The organism is Ferrovibrio terrae (assembly GCF_007197755.1).
GTDB classification, from domain to species: Bacteria; Pseudomonadota; Alphaproteobacteria; order Ferrovibrionales; family Ferrovibrionaceae; genus Ferrovibrio; species Ferrovibrio terrae.
Genome location: NZ_CP041636.1, coordinates 1043431 through 1061168, shown reverse-complemented (window position 1 = coordinate 1061168; position 17738 = coordinate 1043431). Strand labels below are relative to the sequence as shown.

At 64.5% G+C, this 17738-nt stretch carries 17 protein-coding genes; 10 read left to right on the top strand and 7 right to left on the bottom strand.

The features are described from left to right. Positions 1-14 precede the first annotated feature (14 nt). From FNB15_RS05095 to FNB15_RS05085, 3 genes are all read right to left on the bottom strand, one after another. On the bottom strand, positions 15-2057 hold the full coding sequence (locus FNB15_RS05095) for a TRAP transporter permease (RefSeq protein ID WP_246068793.1): 2043 nt from the start codon (positions 2055-2057) through the stop codon (positions 15-17). Positions 2058-2197: 140 nt separating this feature from the next. Continuing rightward, positions 2198-2614: a DUF1127 domain-containing protein gene (locus FNB15_RS05090; protein WP_144067674.1), complete on the bottom strand. Its 417-nt coding sequence runs from the start codon at positions 2612-2614 to the stop codon at positions 2198-2200. Positions 2615-2728: 114 nt separating this feature from the next. Then, positions 2729-3328 (bottom strand): TetR/AcrR family transcriptional regulator, encoded by a 600-nt coding sequence (locus FNB15_RS05085; protein ID WP_144067673.1) that lies wholly within the window; start codon positions 3326-3328, stop codon positions 2729-2731. Positions 3329-3502: 174 nt separating this feature from the next. Here FNB15_RS05085 and FNB15_RS05080 point away from each other — a divergent pair, with 174 nt between their 5' ends. After that, the gene (locus FNB15_RS05080) at positions 3503-4105 is read left to right on the top strand and encodes a dioxygenase family protein (RefSeq protein WP_144067672.1); all 603 of its coding nucleotides are present in this window, start codon (positions 3503-3505) and stop codon (positions 4103-4105) included. Positions 4106-4212: 107 nt separating this feature from the next. Then, positions 4213-4851, top strand: a complete 639-nt coding sequence (locus tag FNB15_RS05075; RefSeq protein WP_144067671.1) for a LysE family translocator — start codon at positions 4213-4215, stop codon at positions 4849-4851. 12 nt (positions 4852-4863) lie between these two features. On the opposite strand, the gene FNB15_RS05070 is transcribed toward FNB15_RS05075, so the two are convergent. Next, positions 4864-5391 (bottom strand): hypothetical protein, encoded by a 528-nt coding sequence (locus FNB15_RS05070; RefSeq protein WP_144067670.1) that lies wholly within the window; start codon positions 5389-5391, stop codon positions 4864-4866. Positions 5392-5553: 162 nt separating this feature from the next. Next, a complete protein-coding gene (locus FNB15_RS05065) occupies positions 5554-6060 on the bottom strand; it encodes a hypothetical protein (protein ID WP_144067669.1) in 507 nt (168 codons plus the stop codon). A 105-nt stretch (positions 6061-6165) separates the two neighbouring features. On the opposite strand from FNB15_RS05065, the gene FNB15_RS05060 reads away from it, so the two are divergent. The 5 genes from FNB15_RS05060 to FNB15_RS05040 all read left to right on the top strand — a co-directional run bounded on the left by FNB15_RS05060 (position 6166) and on the right by FNB15_RS05040 (position 13595). Then, positions 6166-6945, top strand: coding sequence for an SDR family NAD(P)-dependent oxidoreductase (locus FNB15_RS05060; RefSeq protein ID WP_144067668.1), 780 nt, complete (start codon positions 6166-6168; stop codon positions 6943-6945). An 80-nt stretch (positions 6946-7025) separates the two neighbouring features. Continuing rightward, complete coding sequence (locus tag FNB15_RS05055) at positions 7026-9818, top strand: [protein-PII] uridylyltransferase (protein ID WP_144067667.1); 2793 nt, start codon at positions 7026-7028, stop codon at positions 9816-9818. 12 nt (positions 9819-9830) lie between these two features. Then, the gene (murJ, locus tag FNB15_RS05050) at positions 9831-11411 is read left to right on the top strand and encodes a murein biosynthesis integral membrane protein MurJ (protein WP_144067666.1); all 1581 of its coding nucleotides are present in this window, start codon (positions 9831-9833) and stop codon (positions 11409-11411) included. 103 nt (positions 11412-11514) lie between these two features. Next, complete coding sequence (gene trpS / locus FNB15_RS05045; protein ID WP_144067665.1) at positions 11515-12525, top strand: tryptophan--tRNA ligase; 1011 nt, start codon at positions 11515-11517, stop codon at positions 12523-12525. A 110-nt stretch (positions 12526-12635) separates the two neighbouring features. Beyond that, on the top strand, positions 12636-13595 hold the full coding sequence (locus FNB15_RS05040) for a DUF2333 family protein (RefSeq protein WP_185973716.1): 960 nt from the start codon (positions 12636-12638) through the stop codon (positions 13593-13595). Positions 13596-13599: 4 nt separating this feature from the next. On the opposite strand, the gene FNB15_RS05035 is transcribed toward FNB15_RS05040, so the two are convergent. Next, positions 13600-14007 carry a tautomerase family protein gene (locus FNB15_RS05035; RefSeq protein ID WP_144067663.1) on the bottom strand — a complete coding sequence of 136 codons (408 nt, stop codon included), beginning with the start codon at positions 14005-14007 and terminating at the stop codon, positions 13600-13602. Positions 14008-14138: 131 nt separating this feature from the next. Here FNB15_RS05035 and FNB15_RS05030 point away from each other — a divergent pair, with 131 nt between their 5' ends. Next, positions 14139-15104 carry a LysR substrate-binding domain-containing protein gene (locus FNB15_RS05030; RefSeq protein ID WP_144067662.1) on the top strand — a complete coding sequence of 322 codons (966 nt, stop codon included), beginning with the start codon at positions 14139-14141 and terminating at the stop codon, positions 15102-15104. Further along, positions 15101-15601, top strand: coding sequence for a universal stress protein (locus tag FNB15_RS05025; RefSeq protein WP_144067661.1), 501 nt, complete (start codon positions 15101-15103; stop codon positions 15599-15601). Before FNB15_RS05030 ends, FNB15_RS05025 begins: the two co-directional genes overlap by 4 nt. 23 nt (positions 15602-15624) lie before the next feature. Here the strand turns inward: FNB15_RS05025 and FNB15_RS05020 are convergent, their stop codons facing one another. Continuing rightward, a complete protein-coding gene (locus FNB15_RS05020) occupies positions 15625-16908 on the bottom strand; it encodes an adenylate/guanylate cyclase domain-containing protein (RefSeq protein WP_144067660.1) in 1284 nt (427 codons plus the stop codon). Between the two features lie 172 nt (positions 16909-17080). Between FNB15_RS05020 and FNB15_RS05015 the strand changes: the two genes are divergently transcribed. Further along, on the top strand, positions 17081-17650 hold the full coding sequence (locus FNB15_RS05015; protein ID WP_144258632.1) for a NifU family protein: 570 nt from the start codon (positions 17081-17083) through the stop codon (positions 17648-17650). Positions 17651-17738: the final 88 nt, after the last annotated feature.

Sequence of the window (17738 nt, the reverse complement as noted above, 5' to 3'; positions counted from 1 at the left end):
GTTTTATGCTTTGTTTATGCGGCAAGTGTCTCTTGCTTTCCCAGTTTCAGCAACAGGAAAGCGCCGAGTGCCAGGCTTGCGCCGATCACCGCAAGCGTTGTGTTGCTCACGGGAATGAGATTGCCGCCCGGTGCCGCGAGGGCGAAGCCGCCGATGGCGAGCATGATGCGCGCCAGCAGGCGCAGCGGTGAGCCATCCAGCCGGCCCGCGCCAATCAGCCAGCCCTGGATGCTGGCGGCGATCAGTCCGACGCCGATGAAGGCGGTGACGATCACCGAGACCACTTCCGTCGGTTCGCCCTTCAGGATCAGCGCCGGGTTGAGCGCGAAGAAAAAGGGCACGATGTAGATCACCGCGCCGAGCCGCACCGCCTGGAAGCCGATCTTGAACGGCGAGGTGCGCGCAAGCGGCGCCGCGGCAAAGGTGGCGAGTGCCACCGGCGGCGTGATGAAGGAGATCATGCCCCAGTACATGATGAAGAGATGCACGGCGAGCGGATCGAGGCCGGCCTTGATCAGTGGCGGCGCCAGCACGATGGCGAGGAAGATGTAGCAGGCGGTCACCGTCATCCCCATGCCGAAGATGAAGCTGGTGATGGCTCCCATCAGCAGCAGCACGATCGGCCTGTCGCCGGCGAGATAGACCAGGTCGTTGGCCAGCGTGCCGGCCAGTCCGGTCACCGAGAAGGCGCCGATGATGAAGCCGACGCCAGCCAGGATCGCCACCAGTTCGGCCAGTGCGCGGCCGGTGGCGAGCACGAGGTCGACGAAGCTTTTCCAGCTCAGGCGGTTCTTCGGCAGGATCTGGTTGATCGCCAGCAGCAGCCCGGTGGCGATGAAGGGCGCCACGGCTTCCTGCTGCTCGTTGATCATCAGATAGACCAGCACGGCGAAGACGAAGATATAAAGCCAGCCGTCCTTCAGGGTCTGTTTCAGCGACGGCAGTTCTTCCTTCGCCATACCCCTCAGGCCGAGGCGCGCGGCATAGGCGTCGATCTGCATGGCCAGGCCGAAATAGAACAGCAAGGCCGGTACGGCGGCGGCCAGTGCGATCTCGCTATAGGAAATGCCGAGGAAGCTCGCCATCACAAAGGCGGTCGAGCCCATCACCGGCGGCATCAGCACCGCACCGGTGGAGGCGACAGCCTCGACGCCGCCGGCATAATCGGCGCGGAAGCCGGTGCGCTTCATCGCCGGAATGGTGACGACACCCGACGAGATCACGTTGGAGATCACGCTGCCAGAAATGGAACCCTGCAAAGCGGACGAGATCACGCCGACCTGTGCGGCACCGCCGCGCCAGCGGCCGACCAGCGCAAAGGCCACGTCGTTGAAGAACTTGCCGCCGCCGGTGTGGTTGAGCGCCACGCCGAAGACGATGAATCCGATCACGATCTCGCCAAAGGCGCGCATCGGAATGCCAAAGGCGCTCTCGGCCGAGACGATGTGATAGGCCAGCGTATCGCTTAAGGGCTGGTCGATGCCGTTCAGCGGGCTCGGCAGCTTGCCGGCGATCACCGGATACAGAGAAACGATGGTGACAATGATGAAGATCGCGGTGCCGCCAGTGCGGCGCAGCGCTTCCAGGATCAGCACCCACAGCACGGCGCCGAGGATCTTCGCCATGATGGGGGCGGAGAATTCCCAGCCTTCGCCGAGAATGGCTTCGGCCTTCCAGCTGAACCAAAAAAGCGCCGCCATGGTGGCAAGGCAGAGCACAATGTCGATGCCGAGCCAGAGCGGCGACCGTGCGGCGCGCGGATGCCAGGGATAGGCGAGGAAGACCAGCGGCAGGGTGGCCACGGCCAGCAGGAAGAGATAGCGGTTTTCGACGAGGGTGAAGCCGAAGAGGTGCAGGTTGAACTGCTGGTTCAGCACCAGCACCATGGCCGCCAGGGTCAGCGTGCCGAAAGCGGCCTGCAGCCAGACCGGCAGGATGCGGTAGGCCAGTTCCTCGACCATGCGGTCGGCGGGCGAAATCTCCCCGGCCGTCAGCGCGGACTCGGTCTCGGCGCGAACGCCCGTGTCGGCACCATCGGTGCCGGCAGCCTTCTGCATCGGTAGCCCTCCCTGCGCCGGCTTATGCTGCCGGTCGGATTGTCGGACCGGCAGTGTAGGGGAGAGCGCGGGAGAGGATCAACCTGTACCATGCCGGACCACGAGATCGGCGCGGCGCGGTACAGATTTCATCCTAGCGATCAGGCCGGCGTCTTGTCGTCCGGATAATCGCGCAACGAGGTCGGCGCCTCCCAGAAGCCACGCGAGGCTTCAAACGCCGCCGAACCGGGCGAGATGCCGGCATCCCGCAAGGTGCGCGCATCGATCTGCGTCAGGTCCTGCCGCATGCGGGCGCGCTGCCGCCAGATGGCGAAGGCGGTGGCAAAGGCCGGCAGCACCTGCTGCCACCACGGCCGGGCGAGACCATCGAAGACGGCCGGGGTGCTGACGCCGTCCAGCCAGCCGAGCTCGGCCTTACTGGGAGCTGCGATATTCGGCGCGCCGAGCCAGGCCGGCCGTTCGCCGGTGGGCTGCAGCCGCCGCGCACGCTGCAGTGCATCAGAACGATCGTGCTTTTTTACAAGGGCCGGCTGGGCAAAGGGAGCTAAGGTCGTCATGGGGAGGCTCTTTTCTTCTGGGGGGCGTTCTTTGGAAGTCTGGGGAGACTGAACTCAAACGTAACCTGGACTGATGTCAAAACCTGTCAGTGCCGTCTTCTCAGTGCCATCTATTCAGTGCAGGGCCGCAGCGCGGTCTATCAGGCTGCGGAAACTCTCTTCGGCGCGTTCGACGGCCGCCGTATCGCGCAACAGGCGGCGGTAATAGTTCATCGCCAGGAAAATGCCCTGCAGTTCATAGGCGAACTGGCGGGGATCGAGATCGGCGCGGAAATGGCCTTCCTGGATGGCGATCTGCGCGCTGCGCATCATCATCGCCTGCCACTGGTTCTGCAGGTCAGCCAGATGGTCGCGCACTGGGCCGGGCTTGTCGTCCACTTCAGATGCCAGCGCCACGAACAGGCAGCCACCGGGCAGGTCTTCGTGATTGATGCTCCAGGCGAGCCAGGAGCTGAACAGGATTTCGATCCGCGGGCGGCCGCGCGGGGCTTTCATCGCCGGCTGCCAGACCGCTTCCATGAAACGCTGGGCGGCCTCATCCAGCAGGGCCTTCTCCAGCTCTTCCTTCGAGCCGAAATGGGCGAACAGGCCGGATTTGGACATCTTGAGCCGGTCGGCCAGCATGCCGATGGAAATTCCCTGGAAACCTTCGACGCTGGCGGCGCGAAGCGCTTCGGTGAGGATGATGGCGCGAGTCTGTTGTCCCTTGCTCATGGATTTACTTTACGAACGGTCGTTCGTAAGCGCAAGCGAAAACCAGTCGCCGGATGTGACGTGGGCCACAAACCCGGCCGGAAGCCGGCTAAATCGCCCGGATCCCCGGCTTGTGAGCGCAGGGATCGGGCTGTCCGGGCGTAGACTCCCGCAGTCAACCCGGGGAGTTCCTGTATGAAGAAAACGCGTCGCGACCTGCTGCTGGCCGCCCTGCCGCTCGCCGCCCTTCCGCTGACCGGGGCGGGCGATGTCCTCGCCCAGCCGGCCGGGCCATCCGGGCGCCTCGACCCGACTCCAGCCTGCGGCGACGGCCATGGCGCGACTCCGGCTCAGACCGAGGGGCCGTATTTCACGCCGAACTCGCCGCGACGCACCGCGCTGTATGAACCGGGCATGGACGGCACGCGCTTACGCGTCGGCGGCCTGGTGCTGGATCGCGCCTGCCGGCCGTTATCAAACGTGCTGGTCGATCTGTGGCAGGCGGATGCGCAGGGGCGCTACGACAATGCGGGCTATCGCCTGCGCGGGCACCAGTTCACCGATGCCGAAGGCCGCTGGCAGTTCGACTCTGTGCTGCCGGCGATCTATGTCGGCCGCACCCGGCATCTGCACGTGAAACTGCAGCCGCGCGGCGGAAAGATTCTTACCACGCAGCTCTATTTCCCCAGCGATGTCGCCGGCAATGCGCGCGACCGCATTTTTGACAAACGCCTGCTGATGAACACGGCCGGCGACGCCGAGCAGATGATCGCGCGGTATGATTTCGTGCTGGCTTAAATTTTATCGCCATTCTCGGGACAAGCCCGAGGATGACGGTTTCCTGTAATTGCCTCAGTGACAATGCCACACTTGATTCTGTATTCGGCAGCGCGCACCTTTCCGCCATGATCGATCTCGCCACCCTGCTCACCTTCACGCTCGCAGCTTTCGCGCTGGCGGCGACGCCCGGCCCCGACATGCTGCTGATCATGACGCGCAGCGTGGCGCAGGGCCGCATGGCGGGCTTCATCACGCTCGCCGGCATCAGCCTCGGCTGCTATTTCCACGCGATCATCGCCGGTCTCAGCTTAAGCGGCGTGCTGCTGCTGGCGCCGGTGATGTTCGAGATCATCCGCTGGGCCGGCGCGGCCTATCTGCTGTATCTCGCCATGCAGGCGTTTCGCGGCGCGGGTGGATTTCAGGCGCCGGCCGCGAAAGACGGCATGGCGCCGCGTATCGCGCTGGGCGTGCTGTTCCGTCAGGGTCTGCTGACCAACATCCTCAATCCGAAAGTGGCGCTGTTTTTCCTGGCGCTGTTTCCGCAATTCATGCAGCCCGATCCCGACACGGCGGTGGCGCAGGCACTGATCCTCGCCAGCGTGCTGAATGTCGCGGGCGGTCTGGTCAATGGCGGAATCATAATGGCAGCCGGGCGCCTCGGCGAGTTTCTCTCGTCGCGCCCGGCTTTCGTTCGCTGGCAGAACCGCCTGCTCGGCGGCGTGTTTGCCGCGCTGGCCCTTCGCCTCGCGTTTGACCGGCGCTAGGCCGGTCGTCAATTACATCTGCGCGACCTTCACGCCCGCCACTTCAGCGGTGCCTTCCAGGATGGCCGTCTTGATGGTCTCCAGGCCGCGTTCGAATTCTTCGATGCGTTCGCGGAGGCCGCGCAGTTCTTCGAGCGCGACGTGGCCGATCGGCCGTTCCGTCTGCGCGTATTCCAGCACCAGCGTCGCGTAGCGGCCGCGCATCTTGGCGAGCGACCGCAGCATGGTGTCGATTTCATTCGGTTCGATGCGGCCGAGCGCCCAGACCATCTGCGAGCGGGTCATCTCGCGGTCCTTGTCGGCGATCTGCTGCACATACTGGCGGGCATTCAGCGCGGCGGCGACGGCTTCGGCCGGGCCTTCACGCAGCGCCAGGCGTTCGCGCGCCGAGAGGCCGGCATCGGCCAGCGTCTTCGGCCTGGCGGCAGAGGCGGCCACCCGGGCCAGCGCAGCCTGCGCGGCAGGCACCGCGTTGATCGCGGCCTTGAGCTGGGGTTCGACCTTTTCGGCCTGGCGCAGCGACAGCAGAGCAATACCCATAACGATGGTCCCTTATCCGGCAGTGTTCCTGTCCAGATAAGAGCAAGCCTCGTGCCATGGTTAAAATGGCCGAAATCCAGCAAATAATCTTGTCAGTTTCGGCCCGACGGGCAGGATTTACCTAATGTCGCCCGATTCGGTCGGGCCAGACAGGTAAATCCGTCAGGGCAGGGCCGGGGCCGGCAGGGTATCGACCCGGCTGCCGAAGTTGAGCTCAAGCTGCCAGGCGCCGGGCCGTGAGCGGTAGTCGCGCAGCAAAGCCTGGTCGAGGGCGAACTCCACCTGGGTCGACCGTCCGGCCGCGCTGGTCTGGCCGCCGCTACCGCCCCCAAAACCGCCGACTGGGAAACTCAGCCCGATGCCGGTGCCGAAGCCGCCGCTCGATCCGGCCGAGCCGCCGACACCCACGCTGGGTCGTCCGGCCCAGCTTTCGCCGCTGGCCGGGGCGGGTTCAGGCAGGCCGACGCGCTGCGCCAAAATCTTGCGGCCATCCGGCGTGGTCAGGCGGGCGTCGCGCAATGCCTCTGTCGAGATCACGCGCATGAACAGCAGGCCGCTGGTTTCGCCCTGCCACACGGCGACGCGTGGCGGTGGCGGCGCCGAAGGCGAACAGGCGGTTGCCGCAACGGCAAGTATCGCAAGGGCAAGCAGGCGTTTCATCATCGACATTATATAGGTCACGTGCGCGGCAGTTCCCAGATCGGGTGAAGCCGGCTTAAGCTGCCGTCTTCATCATAAGATGGCAACATCACGAGAAACGCAGGAAACGCCCATATGTCAGCCAATCTTTTTGACCTGTCCGACAAAGTCGCCATCGTCACCGGGTCGAGCCGCGGCATTGGCCGCTCCATCGCCATCCGCATGGCGCAGCATGGCGCGAAAGTCGTGGTCAGCAGCCGCAAGGCCGATGCCTGCGAGAAGGTGGCGGACGAAATCAAGGCCGCTGGCGGTGACGCCATCGTCGTGCCCTGCAACGTGTCGGACAAGGCGCAGTTGCAGGCTTTGGTGGATGCCACCGTGAAGCAGTGGGGCCGCGTCGACGTGCTGGTCTGCAACGCCGCCGTCAATCCCTTCTTCGGTCCGTCGAAGGACATCCCCGACGATGCCTTCGACAAGATCATGGCCGTCAACATCAAGTCGAATCACTGGCTCGCCAACATGGTGGCGCCGGGCATGGCCGAGCGTGGCCATGGCGCGATCATCGTGATCTCGTCCGTGGGCGGGCTGTTCGGGTCAAATACGCTGGGCGCCTATGCCATTTCGAAGGCGGCCGACATGCAGCTGGTGCGCAACCTGGCTGTGGAATGGGGCCCGCAGAATATTCGCGCCAACTGCATCGCGCCCGGCCTGGTCAAGACCGACTTCGCCCGCGCATTGTGGGAGAATCCCGAGATCGCCAAGAAAGCCACCAAGGGCTATGCGCTGCGCCGCATCGGCGAGCCGGACGAGATCGCCGGTGCCGCCGTGTTCCTGGCCTCGGCCGCCGGCCAGTTCATGACCGGCCAGACCATGGTGATCGACGGCGGTGGCATGGTGAATTTCCAGTCGGTCTGAGCGGCCAAGCCTTCCGGGCCGGGTTTCGGCCCGGATTAGGCCGGTGACGGCGGGCGGCCCGGCACTATATATATGACGCCATGTATCTCCGTCCGCAGATCGCCGACCCGCGCGCCATCATCGACCGCCGCGCCCTGACCCTGCAGCTCGATGCCCTGGGCGGTGAGGGCAAGCATGGCAGTGCCGAGCAGCGCAAGCAGGCACTGGTGCTGCTCAAGGCAGCCCTTGGCCAGGGCCGGCAGGTGATCCAGCAGCGCTTCCAGTCCGGCACGCCGGCGCTGCCCACCCGGCAGGCCTTTGCCTATCTGGTCGACCAGATCATTCGTCTGGTGCATGACTTCACGGTCAACCGCGTCTATCGCCTGCCCAATCCCACTGCGGCCGAGAAACTCTCCGTCGTTGCCGTCGGCGGCTATGGCCGTGGCGAGATGGCGCCGTTCTCCGATGTCGACCTGCTGTTCCTGTTCCCCTACAAGCAGACCCCCTGGGGCGAGCAGGTGGTGGAATACATGCTTTACCTGCTGTGGGACCTTGGCCTGAAGGTCGGCCATGCCACGCGGTCGGTCGATGAGTGCATCCGGCTGAGTTTGAGCGACGTCACCATCCGCACCGCGATCCTCGAGCAGCGCTGGATCTGGGGCGACCAGGAGCTCGCCGCGCAGCTGAAGCTGAAATTCCAGTCCGAGGTCGTCGCCAAGACCGGCGCGGATTTCATCGAGAAGAAACTGGCCGAGCGCGACGAGCGGCATCGCCGCATGGGCGACAGCCGCTACGTGGTCGAGCCGAATGTGAAGGAAGGCAAGGGCGGGTTGCGCGACCTGCACACGCTGGTCTGGATCAACAAGTATCTCTACGGCATCGAGGATAGCGCCGATCTGGTCGCGCGCGGACTGCTGTTGCCCGAGGAGCAGCGCAGCTTCACCCAGGCGATGGAATTCCTCTGGGCCGTCCGCATCCACCTGCATTACCTGGCCAATCGCGCCGAAGAGCGCCTCACCTTCGACATGCAGGTCGAGATCGCCAAGGCGATGGGCTATGCCGACCGTCCGGGTCGCAGCGACGTCGAACGCTTCATGAAGAAATACTATCTGGTCGCCAAGGAAGTCGGCGACCTGACGCGCATCTTTGCCGCAGCGCTCGAAGAGCGCCACAAGAAGGTGGCGCCGCTCGCCGCCTTCAGGGCCAAGATCAAGCGGGCGAAAAAGATCGACGGCTTCGATATTGCCGGCGGCCGCGTCAATGTCGGCAGCGAGACCATGTTCGAGCAGCAGCCGATCAAGATGCTGCGGCTGTTCCATCTGGCGCAGGAGCAGGGGCTCGATGTTCATCCCGAGGCTTTACGCCTGGTGCGCCGGCATCTGAAGCTGATTGACGGCAAGATCCGCAACGACCCGGAAGCCAACCGGCTGTTCATGGACATGCTGTGCTCGAAGCAGGATCCGGAAACCACGCTGCGGCGGCTGAACGAGGCCGGCGTGTTCGGACGTTTCGTGCCCGATTTCGGTCGCGTGGTGGCGCAGACCCAGCACGACATGTACCACACCTATACCGTGGACGAGCACACCATCCGCGCCATCGGCATTCTCTCGCGCATCGAAAGCGGCGCGCTGAAGGAAGATCACCCGCTGTCAGTGAACGTGATCAAGGAAGTCCTGTCGCGCCGTGTGCTCTATGTCGCCGTGCTGCTGCATGATATCGCCAAGGGCCGTGGCGGCGACCATTCCATCCTGGGCGAGAAGGTGGCCGACAAGCTCGGGCCACGTTTCGGCCTGACGGCGGCGGAAACCGAAACCGTCGGCTGGCTGGTGCGCTGGCATCTCGCCATGTCGGCAACCGCCTTCAAGCGCGACATCGCCGATCCGAAAACCGTGGTCGACTTCGCCCAGCTGGTGCAGAGCCCGGAACGCCTGCGCCTGCTGCTTTGCCTCACGGTGGCCGATATCCGTGCCGTGGGACCGACGATCTGGAACGGCTGGAAGGGCCAGCTGCTGCGCGAGCTGTATTATCGCGCCGAGGAATATCTCTCGGGCGGTTTCTCCGGTCGCCGTCGCGAGGAGCGCATCGCCGAGACCAAGGACAAGGTGCGTGCCGGCCTGACCGACTGGAGCAAGGCCGAGATCGACCGGCTGCTCAAGCGGCATTACGAGAATTACTGGTATTCCAGCGACGTCGAGATGATCCTGCGCCATGCGCGGCTGATGCGCGAGGCCGATGCCGCCAAGCGCACGCTGACCACCGGCACGCGGTCTGACACATTCCGCTCGGTCACCGAGTTCACGCTCTATGCGCCCGACCATCCGGGATTGTTTGCCCGTGTCGCCGGCGCGATGGCCGCAGCCGGTGCCAATATCGTGGACGCCAAGATCTTCACCACCAATGACGGCATGGCGCTCGACAGCTTCTATATCCAGGACATGGAAGGCGGTGCCTTCGACAAGCCCGACCGGCTGAAGAAGCTGTCGACGGCGATCGAACGCGCGCTGTCGGGCGATCTCAAGCTGCGTTCGGCGATCGCGCCGGAAAAGCCCGGCACCACCAGCCGCACCCGCGTCTTCAAGGTGGCGCCGCGCGTGCTGATCGATAACCAAGCTTCCAACCGCTACACGGTGGTGGAGGTGAACGGCCGCGACCGGCCGGGCTTCCTCTACGACGTCACCCGCGGACTCTACGATCTCAACCTCACCATCGGCTCGGCGCATATCGCCACCTATGGCGAGCGCGCGGTCGACGTCTTCTATCTGCAGGATCTGACCGGCATGAAGCTGACCGATAAGCGCCGGCTGCAGCAGATCGAAAAGCACCTGATGAAGCAGATCACGCAGGCCGACGACAAGGAAAAGCCCGCCGCCGCCAAGGCCGCGAAGGCCGCGTAAAGCCCCCCGCCGATGTCCCTTTTCCGCGCCATCGCCACTGTCGGCGGCCTGACCATGGTCAGCCGTGTCGCCGGCTTTGCCCGTGACCTGCTGATCGCGCGCTATCTCGGCACCGGCCCGGTGGCGGATGCCTTCTTCGTCGCGCTGCGGCTGCCGAACTTTTTCCGTTCGCTATTTGCCGAGGGCGCCTTCACGGTAGGCTTCCTACCGCTGTTCAGCCGCATGGAGGCGAACGAGGGCCGCGCGGCGGCCAGGACTTTCGCCGAACAGGCGCTCAGCGTGCTGCTGCCGGCCACATTTGTGTTCAGCCTGCTGGCGCAGCTGGCCATGCCGGCAGTGGTCTTCGCGCTGGCGCCGGGCTTTGCCGCCGAGCGCGGCCTCGCCGATGGCCGGTTCGAACTGGCGGTGCTGCTCACCACGATCACCTTTCCCTATCTGGTTTTTGTCAGTTTGGCGGCGCTGTATGGCGCGATGCTGAACAGCGTCGGGCGTTTTGCCGCGATGGCGGCGACGCCGATCCTGCTCAATCTGGTGATGATCGCCGGCCTGCCGCTGATGCAGGCGCATGTCGGTGGACCGGGCCAAGCGCTGGCCTGGTCGGTGCTGGTCGGCGGCATCGTGCAGTTCCTCTGGCTCGCCTGGGAAGCCCGCCGCGCCGGCCTGGGCCTGACGCTGCGCTGGCCGAAACTCAGTCCGAAAGTGCGCGAACTGTTCCGCCTGGTCGTGCCAGCCGCCATCGGCGCCGGCGCCACCCAGGTCAATCTGATCGTCGGGCTGATGCTGGCTTCACTGCTGCCGGCCGGCGCGGTGTCCTTCCTGTTCTATGCCGACCGCATCAACCAGCTCACCGTCGGCGTGGTCGGCGTCGCCATCGCCACGGCCTTGCTGCCCACCATCTCGGCGCAGCTGGCGCGCGGCGAGGTGGCGGCTGCGGTCGCCAACCAGAACCGCGCGCTGGAATTCGGTCTGCTGCTGGCGCTGCCGGCCGCCACCGCGCTGATCAGCGTGCCGTTTCCGATCATCTCGATCCTGTTCCAGCGCGGCGAATTCGACGCGGCCTCGGCGCGCGCGACCGCCGATGCCCTGCTGGCTTACTCCATTGGCCTGCCCGGCTATGTGCTGTCGCGCAGCCTGACGCCCAGCTTCCATGCCCGGCAGGATACCAGAACGCCGGTGCGCATCGCCTTTGTCACCATCGCAATCAATCTCGGCCTCGGCGCGGCGCTGATGCTGAGTCTGCAGCATGTCGGCCTGGCGCTGGCCACTGCCATCGCCGCCCTCGTCAATACGCTGCTGCTCGGCTGGCTGCTGCACCGGCGCGGCCACTGGCATCCGGATGCGCGGCTGAAAAGCCGGGCCTGGCGCATTCTGGTCGCCGCGCTGGCGATGGCGCTGGTTCTCCATGGCCTCGACCGTTTTGTGCTGCCCGCCTGGTATGCCGGGCCCGAGCCGCTGCGGCTGGCCGCACTGGCGGTGCTGGTCGCGGCCGGGCTGCTGACCTTCCTGGTCGCGGCCGTGGCGATCCGCGCCACGCGCCCGGCAGAATGGAAGGCGATGCTGCGCAAGCCGCCGAAAACTCTGCCGCCCGCTTGACGCGGTCCGTCTTGACGAGGGCAGGCCGCCCGGCGATAACCGGCCGCCTTATTCTTTTCCCACAACCGGGGCCTTCCACCGCCCCACATCATCAGGGACTTCCATGGCCTTCCAACGGCGCATCTTCTCGGGCATCCAGCCCACCGGCAATCTCCATCTCGGCAACTATCTCGGCGCGGTGCGCAACTGGGTCGCGCTGCAGAACGAGTATGAGTGCATCTTCTGCATGGTCGACATGCATGCGATCACCGCATCGCTGCTCAATGCCGACGAGCTGCGCAACAGCACGCGCGAACTGGCCGCCGCGATGATCGCTTCGGGCATCGACCCGAAGAAGAACATCCTGTTCAACCAGTCGCAGAATCCCGATCACGCCACGCTGGCCTGGATCTTCAACTGCGTTGCCCGGCTCGGCTGGATGAACCGCATGACGCAGTTCAAGGAAAAGGCCGGCAAGGACCGCGAGAATGCCTCGCTCGGGCTTTACGCGTATCCCGCGCTCATGGCTGCCGACATCCTGGTTTACAAGGCGACGCATGTGCCGGTCGGCGAGGACCAGAAACAGCATATCGAACTGACGCGCGACATCGCGCAGAAGTTCAACCACGATTATGCGACCGAGCTCTTCCCGATCACCGAGCCGCTGATCTTCGGTACGGCGACGCGCGTGATGAGCCTGCGCGACGGCGCCAAGAAGATGTCGAAGTCGGATGCTTCCGATCAGTCGCGCATCAACCTGACCGACACGGCCGACATGATCGCCGACAAGATCAAGCGCGCCAAGACCGACCCGGAATTGCTGCCTGATACGGCAGCCGGCCTGGAAGGCCGGCCAGAAGCGCAGAACCTGATGGGCATCTATGCGGCGCTGTCGGGCCAGACGCTGGACCAGGCCGTCGCCGTCGCCGCCGGCAAGGGCTGGGGCGATTTCAAAAAGCTGCTGACCGAAACCGCCGTTTCGGTGCTGGATCCGATCACCTCGGAGATGCGGCGCCTGATGGCCGACCCGGGCTACGTGGACGGTATCCTGCGCGAGGGCGGTGAGAAGGCGCGCGCGCTGTCGGCGCCGGTGGTGAAGGAAGTCTACGACACGGTTGGTTTCCTGCGTCCGTAATCACGGCAGGCGATCTTGAATGATGCTCCGTCTTGAATGATGCCCAGTCTTGAATGATGAGGGTGGCGGGCCCACATTAAAGGCCCGCCACATTTTTCCGGCCAATGACAATGGACACCGCCGCCTCCCGCTCCGCTTTCACTGCCTGGCTGCGCAGCCGCTGGCTGCCGGTGACCGTCATTGCCGTCGTGCTGGTCTTCGGCCTGTATTACCCGGTCGGCATGCTGATCGCGCATAAGATCGACGATCGCATGGATTACGAAGTGCCGGCGGCCGAACTGCCGGCCGGCGGCAGCCGGACTGTGGCGATGGCGGCAGCCCTGATCGACCGCGAAGTCAATCGCAACGGCTGGGTGGCCAACGATCCCTTCTTCATGCCGGGCTCGATGCTCGACAACATGCCGAACTATCAGCTCGGCATGATCCATGCGCTCGGGCGTTTTGCCTTCCAGCTTGTCGACCAGATCGGCCGCACGCGCGGCTCGAGCCAGACCGACCGCGACCTGCAGGAAGCCGCCGGCCTGCTGCAGTATTCCGGCACCAAGTGGATTTTCGATTTCTCCACCTCGCTGCTGCCGACGGCGAAATCGGAAGAACAGTATCGCAAGGCTCGCGCATCGCTGCTGAACTACAACCAGCGCCTCAGCACCGGCAACGCGGTGTTCGAACGCCGCGCCGATAATCTTCAGGCGACGCTGGAGCGGATTGCACTGGACATCGGCTCGGCCTCGGCCGCCATCGACCGCCGTATCCAGGACGGCAATGCGACCTTTATCGACTGGGAAGCCGACGACGTCTTCTACAGCGTCAAAGGCCAGATGTACGCGTATTACCTGATTCTGCGCGAGCTGAAGCAGGATTATCCCAATCTGGTGCGCGACCGCGAACTGGCCGGCACCTGGGATCAGATGCTGGCCTCATTTGCCGCCGGCGCCAGTCTGAAGCCCCTGGTGGTGTGGAATGCGAAACCCGACGCCTTCATCCTGCCCAACCATCTGGGCTCGACGGGCTTCTACGTCGAGCGTTCGCGCACCCAGATCTACGAGATCATCAATATTCTGCAGAAGTAAGCGATCAGCTGTCGCTGCCGCGCTGCTGCACGATATTCATCGCAAACTGGCCATTGCCGACCGACCAGTCGGAATAGTCGTTCTCATGCGTGAAGATGAACACGTCGCGCGGGCTGACCTGGGCGTCGCGTTCCAGGTTGGCGGCGATCCGCGCATAGAGGTCGCGCTTCATCGCGTCGCTGCGGCCGCGCCGCATGGTCAGCTCCACCACCACCAGATTGTCCGACCGGGCGATGCCGTTGAAGCTGCGGTCATAGAAGAAGTCGTCGGGTGAATATTCGGCCACGGCGTTGAACAGCTCGTCCTTCGGCATGCCGATGGCATCGATCAGGGCCTGATGGATGCCCATGACGATGGCCTGCTTGCGGGCAGACTCGGTGCCCCGGGGCACCAGGGTGCGGATGAACGGCATGGGAAGCGGCCTTTGCGTTTGGTATGGAGTGATTTGAAATCACGAATGGTGTCTTCATAAACTCAATTATCTAATTGAAAAGCGATGATTTTTCCGCATTACTGTGAGAAATACTCACAGTATGGTGCATCATGCCCCGCCATTTGCCTTCCCTCACCGCGCTGCGCAGCTTCGAAGCCGCCGCCCGCCACGGCAGCATGACACGCGCTGCCGATACGCTGGGCGTCACCCATGGCGCGGTCAGCCGGCAGGTGCGGGGCCTGGAAGCGCAGCTCGGTCTGTCGCTGCTGGAAAACCATCGCGGACGGCTGCAGCTCACCGCGTCGGGCGAGAGTCTGCTGGCCGTTCTGGAAGATGCCTTCGGGCGGATCTCGCGCGGCATCGACGCGGTCTGCGCCGATGCCGCCGGCGATGTCGCGGTGTCCAGCTTCGGCAGTTTCGCCATGCGCTGGCTGATCCCGCGCCTGCATGGATTTCAGGCGGCGCATCCCGGTCTGATCGTCCGCCTCACCACGACAGACACAACGAATGACACACTGCGCGGCGGCGCGTTCGATGTCGCCATCCGCGTCGGCACTGCGCCCTGGCCCACCGATACAGACGCCGTGCCGTTATTTGCCGAATGCGCCGGTCCGGTGCTGTCGCCGTCCCTGGCGCAGCAGCTCGGCATTCGCGCAGCGAAGGATCTGCACCCGATTATGCTAAGAGGGGCGCCGCTGTTGCATACAGTGACGCGCCGCGATGCCTGGCCGGAGTGGCTTGCTGCGCGCGATCTGCCCTCGACTCCACAGAGTGGCGACGGGCAAGTGTTCGAGCATTTCTATTTTATGCTGGAGGCCGCGATGGGTGGCCTCGGCGTCGCCATCGGTTTCTGGCATCTGGTGGCCGATGACGTGCGCAGCGGGCGCCTGGTGGCGCCCTTCGGTTTCATGCCGACCGGTCATCACTATACGGCATTGCTGCCAAAACAGGCCCGTAACTCTGCGCGGATTTTCGCGCAATGGCTGTCTGGCGAGGCTGCTGCATTCTCGGCAGCGCAGCCGCCACCTCCGATACTTGCATCGGATGGGCCGGCAATGGCAACCTTGACCGCATGAGCGAAACCAAGGCGGAAGCCGAAGCCAAGCGGCGCAGCAAGTTCCTCGTCGTCGTCGACGATACCGACGAGGTGCGCGTTGCCGTGCGCTATGCCACGCGGCGCGCCCGCAATGTGCGCAGCGGCGTGGTGATGCTGCGCGTGATCGAACCCGTCGATTTCCAGCAATGGGCCGGCGTGGCCGAGATGATGCGTTCCGAAGCGCATGAAGCGGCCGAGAACCTGCTGCAGAAACTGGCCGAACAGGTGAACCAGGAATCCGGTTTGATGCCGGAACTGGTGATCCGTGAAGGCGTCGCCAAGACGGAAATCCTCGCGCTGGTGGATGAGGATCCCAATATCCGCATGCTGGTGCTGGCGGCGGCGCCCAGTGCAGGCAGCGAAGGGCCGGGTCCGCTGGTCTCGGCGCTCGCGGGCCAGATGGCCGGCGATCTGAAATTCCCGATCACGGTGATTCCGGGCGGGCTCAGCGACGAACAGATCGACCGCCTGACCTGAAGTATTGGCTGACCTGATCAGCCCTATTCGTAACCGGCCAGCCGTTCCGTCGGCATGGTGAACAGCTCCTGCGGTTCGCGCACGCCGCGCAGCGCATGGAAGCCGACTGAATCGAGATGATAGGGCGCGGCGGCATCGCCGTTGATCGCCGCGGCGAAGGCGGCCGAAGCCAGCAGCGGCCTGTCGATCGCCTTGGTCTGCGCTTCCAGCCGCGCCACCTCGTTCACCGCGCGGCCGATCACGGTGAAGTCGAGCCGGTCGCGCGAGCCGATGTTGCCATACACCACCTTGCCGACATGGAGCCCCAAGCCGACTTTCAGCGGCGCCACGCCGGCAATCGCGCGGCCCTGGTTCAGTTCATGCAGGCCGGCAAAGGCGTTTTCTGCTGCGGTCAGCGCGCGGCGGCAGGCGGCTTCCAGCGTATTGCCGTCCTCGACGCGGAAGATTGCCAGCACGCCATCGCCGATGAATTTCAGCACCTCGCCGCCATGCGTCTGGATCGGTCCGGCCATGGCATCGAAATAGCGATCCAGCGTCGCCACCACTTCCACCGTCTCGTTGCGGTCGGAAAACTGGGTGAAGCCGCGCAGGTCGGACAGCCAGATGGCGGCTTCCACCTCGTAGCCGCGGCCGCGCCGGATATCGCCGTTCAGCACCCGTTCGGCCGCGCTCTGACCCAGATAGGTGGTCAGCAGATCGCGGGTCATGCGCCGGGAGGCTTCCAGCTCCAGCCGCAGGGAGATCAACGGCATCAGTTCGATCAGGTAACTCAGCTCATCGGGCCGGAAGCCGCCCTTGCGGTCAGTGGCAAAGCTCATGAAGGAGACATTCTGGCCGGCCGATTGCCCCATGCCCGGCCCCTGGGTGAAGCGCATCGGCAGTACCAGGTAATCGGTCACCCCGGCCCGTTTCAGCTCGGGCAGGATGCCGAAATCCATCGGGGTCTCGGGCAGCTCGAGCTGGCGGCGGATCGCGGCGGCACCCTGATGGATCACCGCGATCGGACTTTTCAGATATTCGTCGGTCTGCATGATGTCATGGCCGCGTTCGGCCATGGTCACCCCCTCGCCGCGCTGCCAGATGAAGGCGCGGGTCAGGGTCAGGGGATGCATCGAGGGCAGTCCGGTGGTGACCCGGAACAGCGGCACGCCTTCGTCCACCAGCTGACGGCAGAATCCGTCCAGCAGCTCGCTCACCGGCGTCACTTTGCCGTCGTGATCGATCAGCCACTGGGCGGCGCGCGGCAGAACAAGCCGCGAATCGGGCCAGTTGGGAAGCTCCGTGACCCCCTCGGCCGGTGCCTTCATTGCTCCACAGCCCTGGGGACAACCTGCGATTTTATCCACATTGATTCAAAATCTTCCAAAACTGGCGCTGCCTACGCAATTTCATGTCTCGGCCACGGTTTCGCCACTGCCTTCAGCCTTGATATTTGCGGACCCGACAACCAATTTCCAGTCCACCCTGAGAGACCAGACCATGTTTATCCAGACTGAGACTACGCCGAATCCGGCGACCCTGAAGTTCCTTCCCGGCCGCGACGTGCTGGGTGGCGACTTCGTGGGCGGCTCGGTCGACTTCACCGATGCCGAATCGGGCAAGGCATCTCCGCTCGCCACCCGCCTGTTTGCGGTGACCGGCGTCGAGGGCGTTTTCCTGGGATCCGACTTCGTGACCGTGACCAAGGCCGAGGCGCAGGACTGGACGGTCCTGAAGCCGGCCCTGCTGGGTGGCATCATGGAGCATTTCATGTCCGGCCTGCCGGTCATGAACGCCGATGCCGGCAGTTCCGGCGTCGAGGAGATGTTTGATCCGGCCGATGGCGAGATCGTCACCCAGATCAAGGAACTGATCGAAACCCGCGTCCGGCCCGCCGTGGCCCAGGATGGCGGCGATATTATTTTCCGCGGTTTCGACCGCGGCGTGGTCCTGCTGCAGATGCAGGGGTCCTGTTCCGGTTGCCCGAGTTCGACGGCAACCCTGCGCTACGGCATTGAAAACATGCTGAAGCATTACGTTCCCGAGGTTTCCGAAGTTCGGGCCGTTTGAGTCGCCGCCAGTTTTCGGGGGTTTCCCGGAACTGACGGCAGTTTGCCGCGTTTCCTGAGTGGGGGATCGCACATAGGGCAGCGCCCGG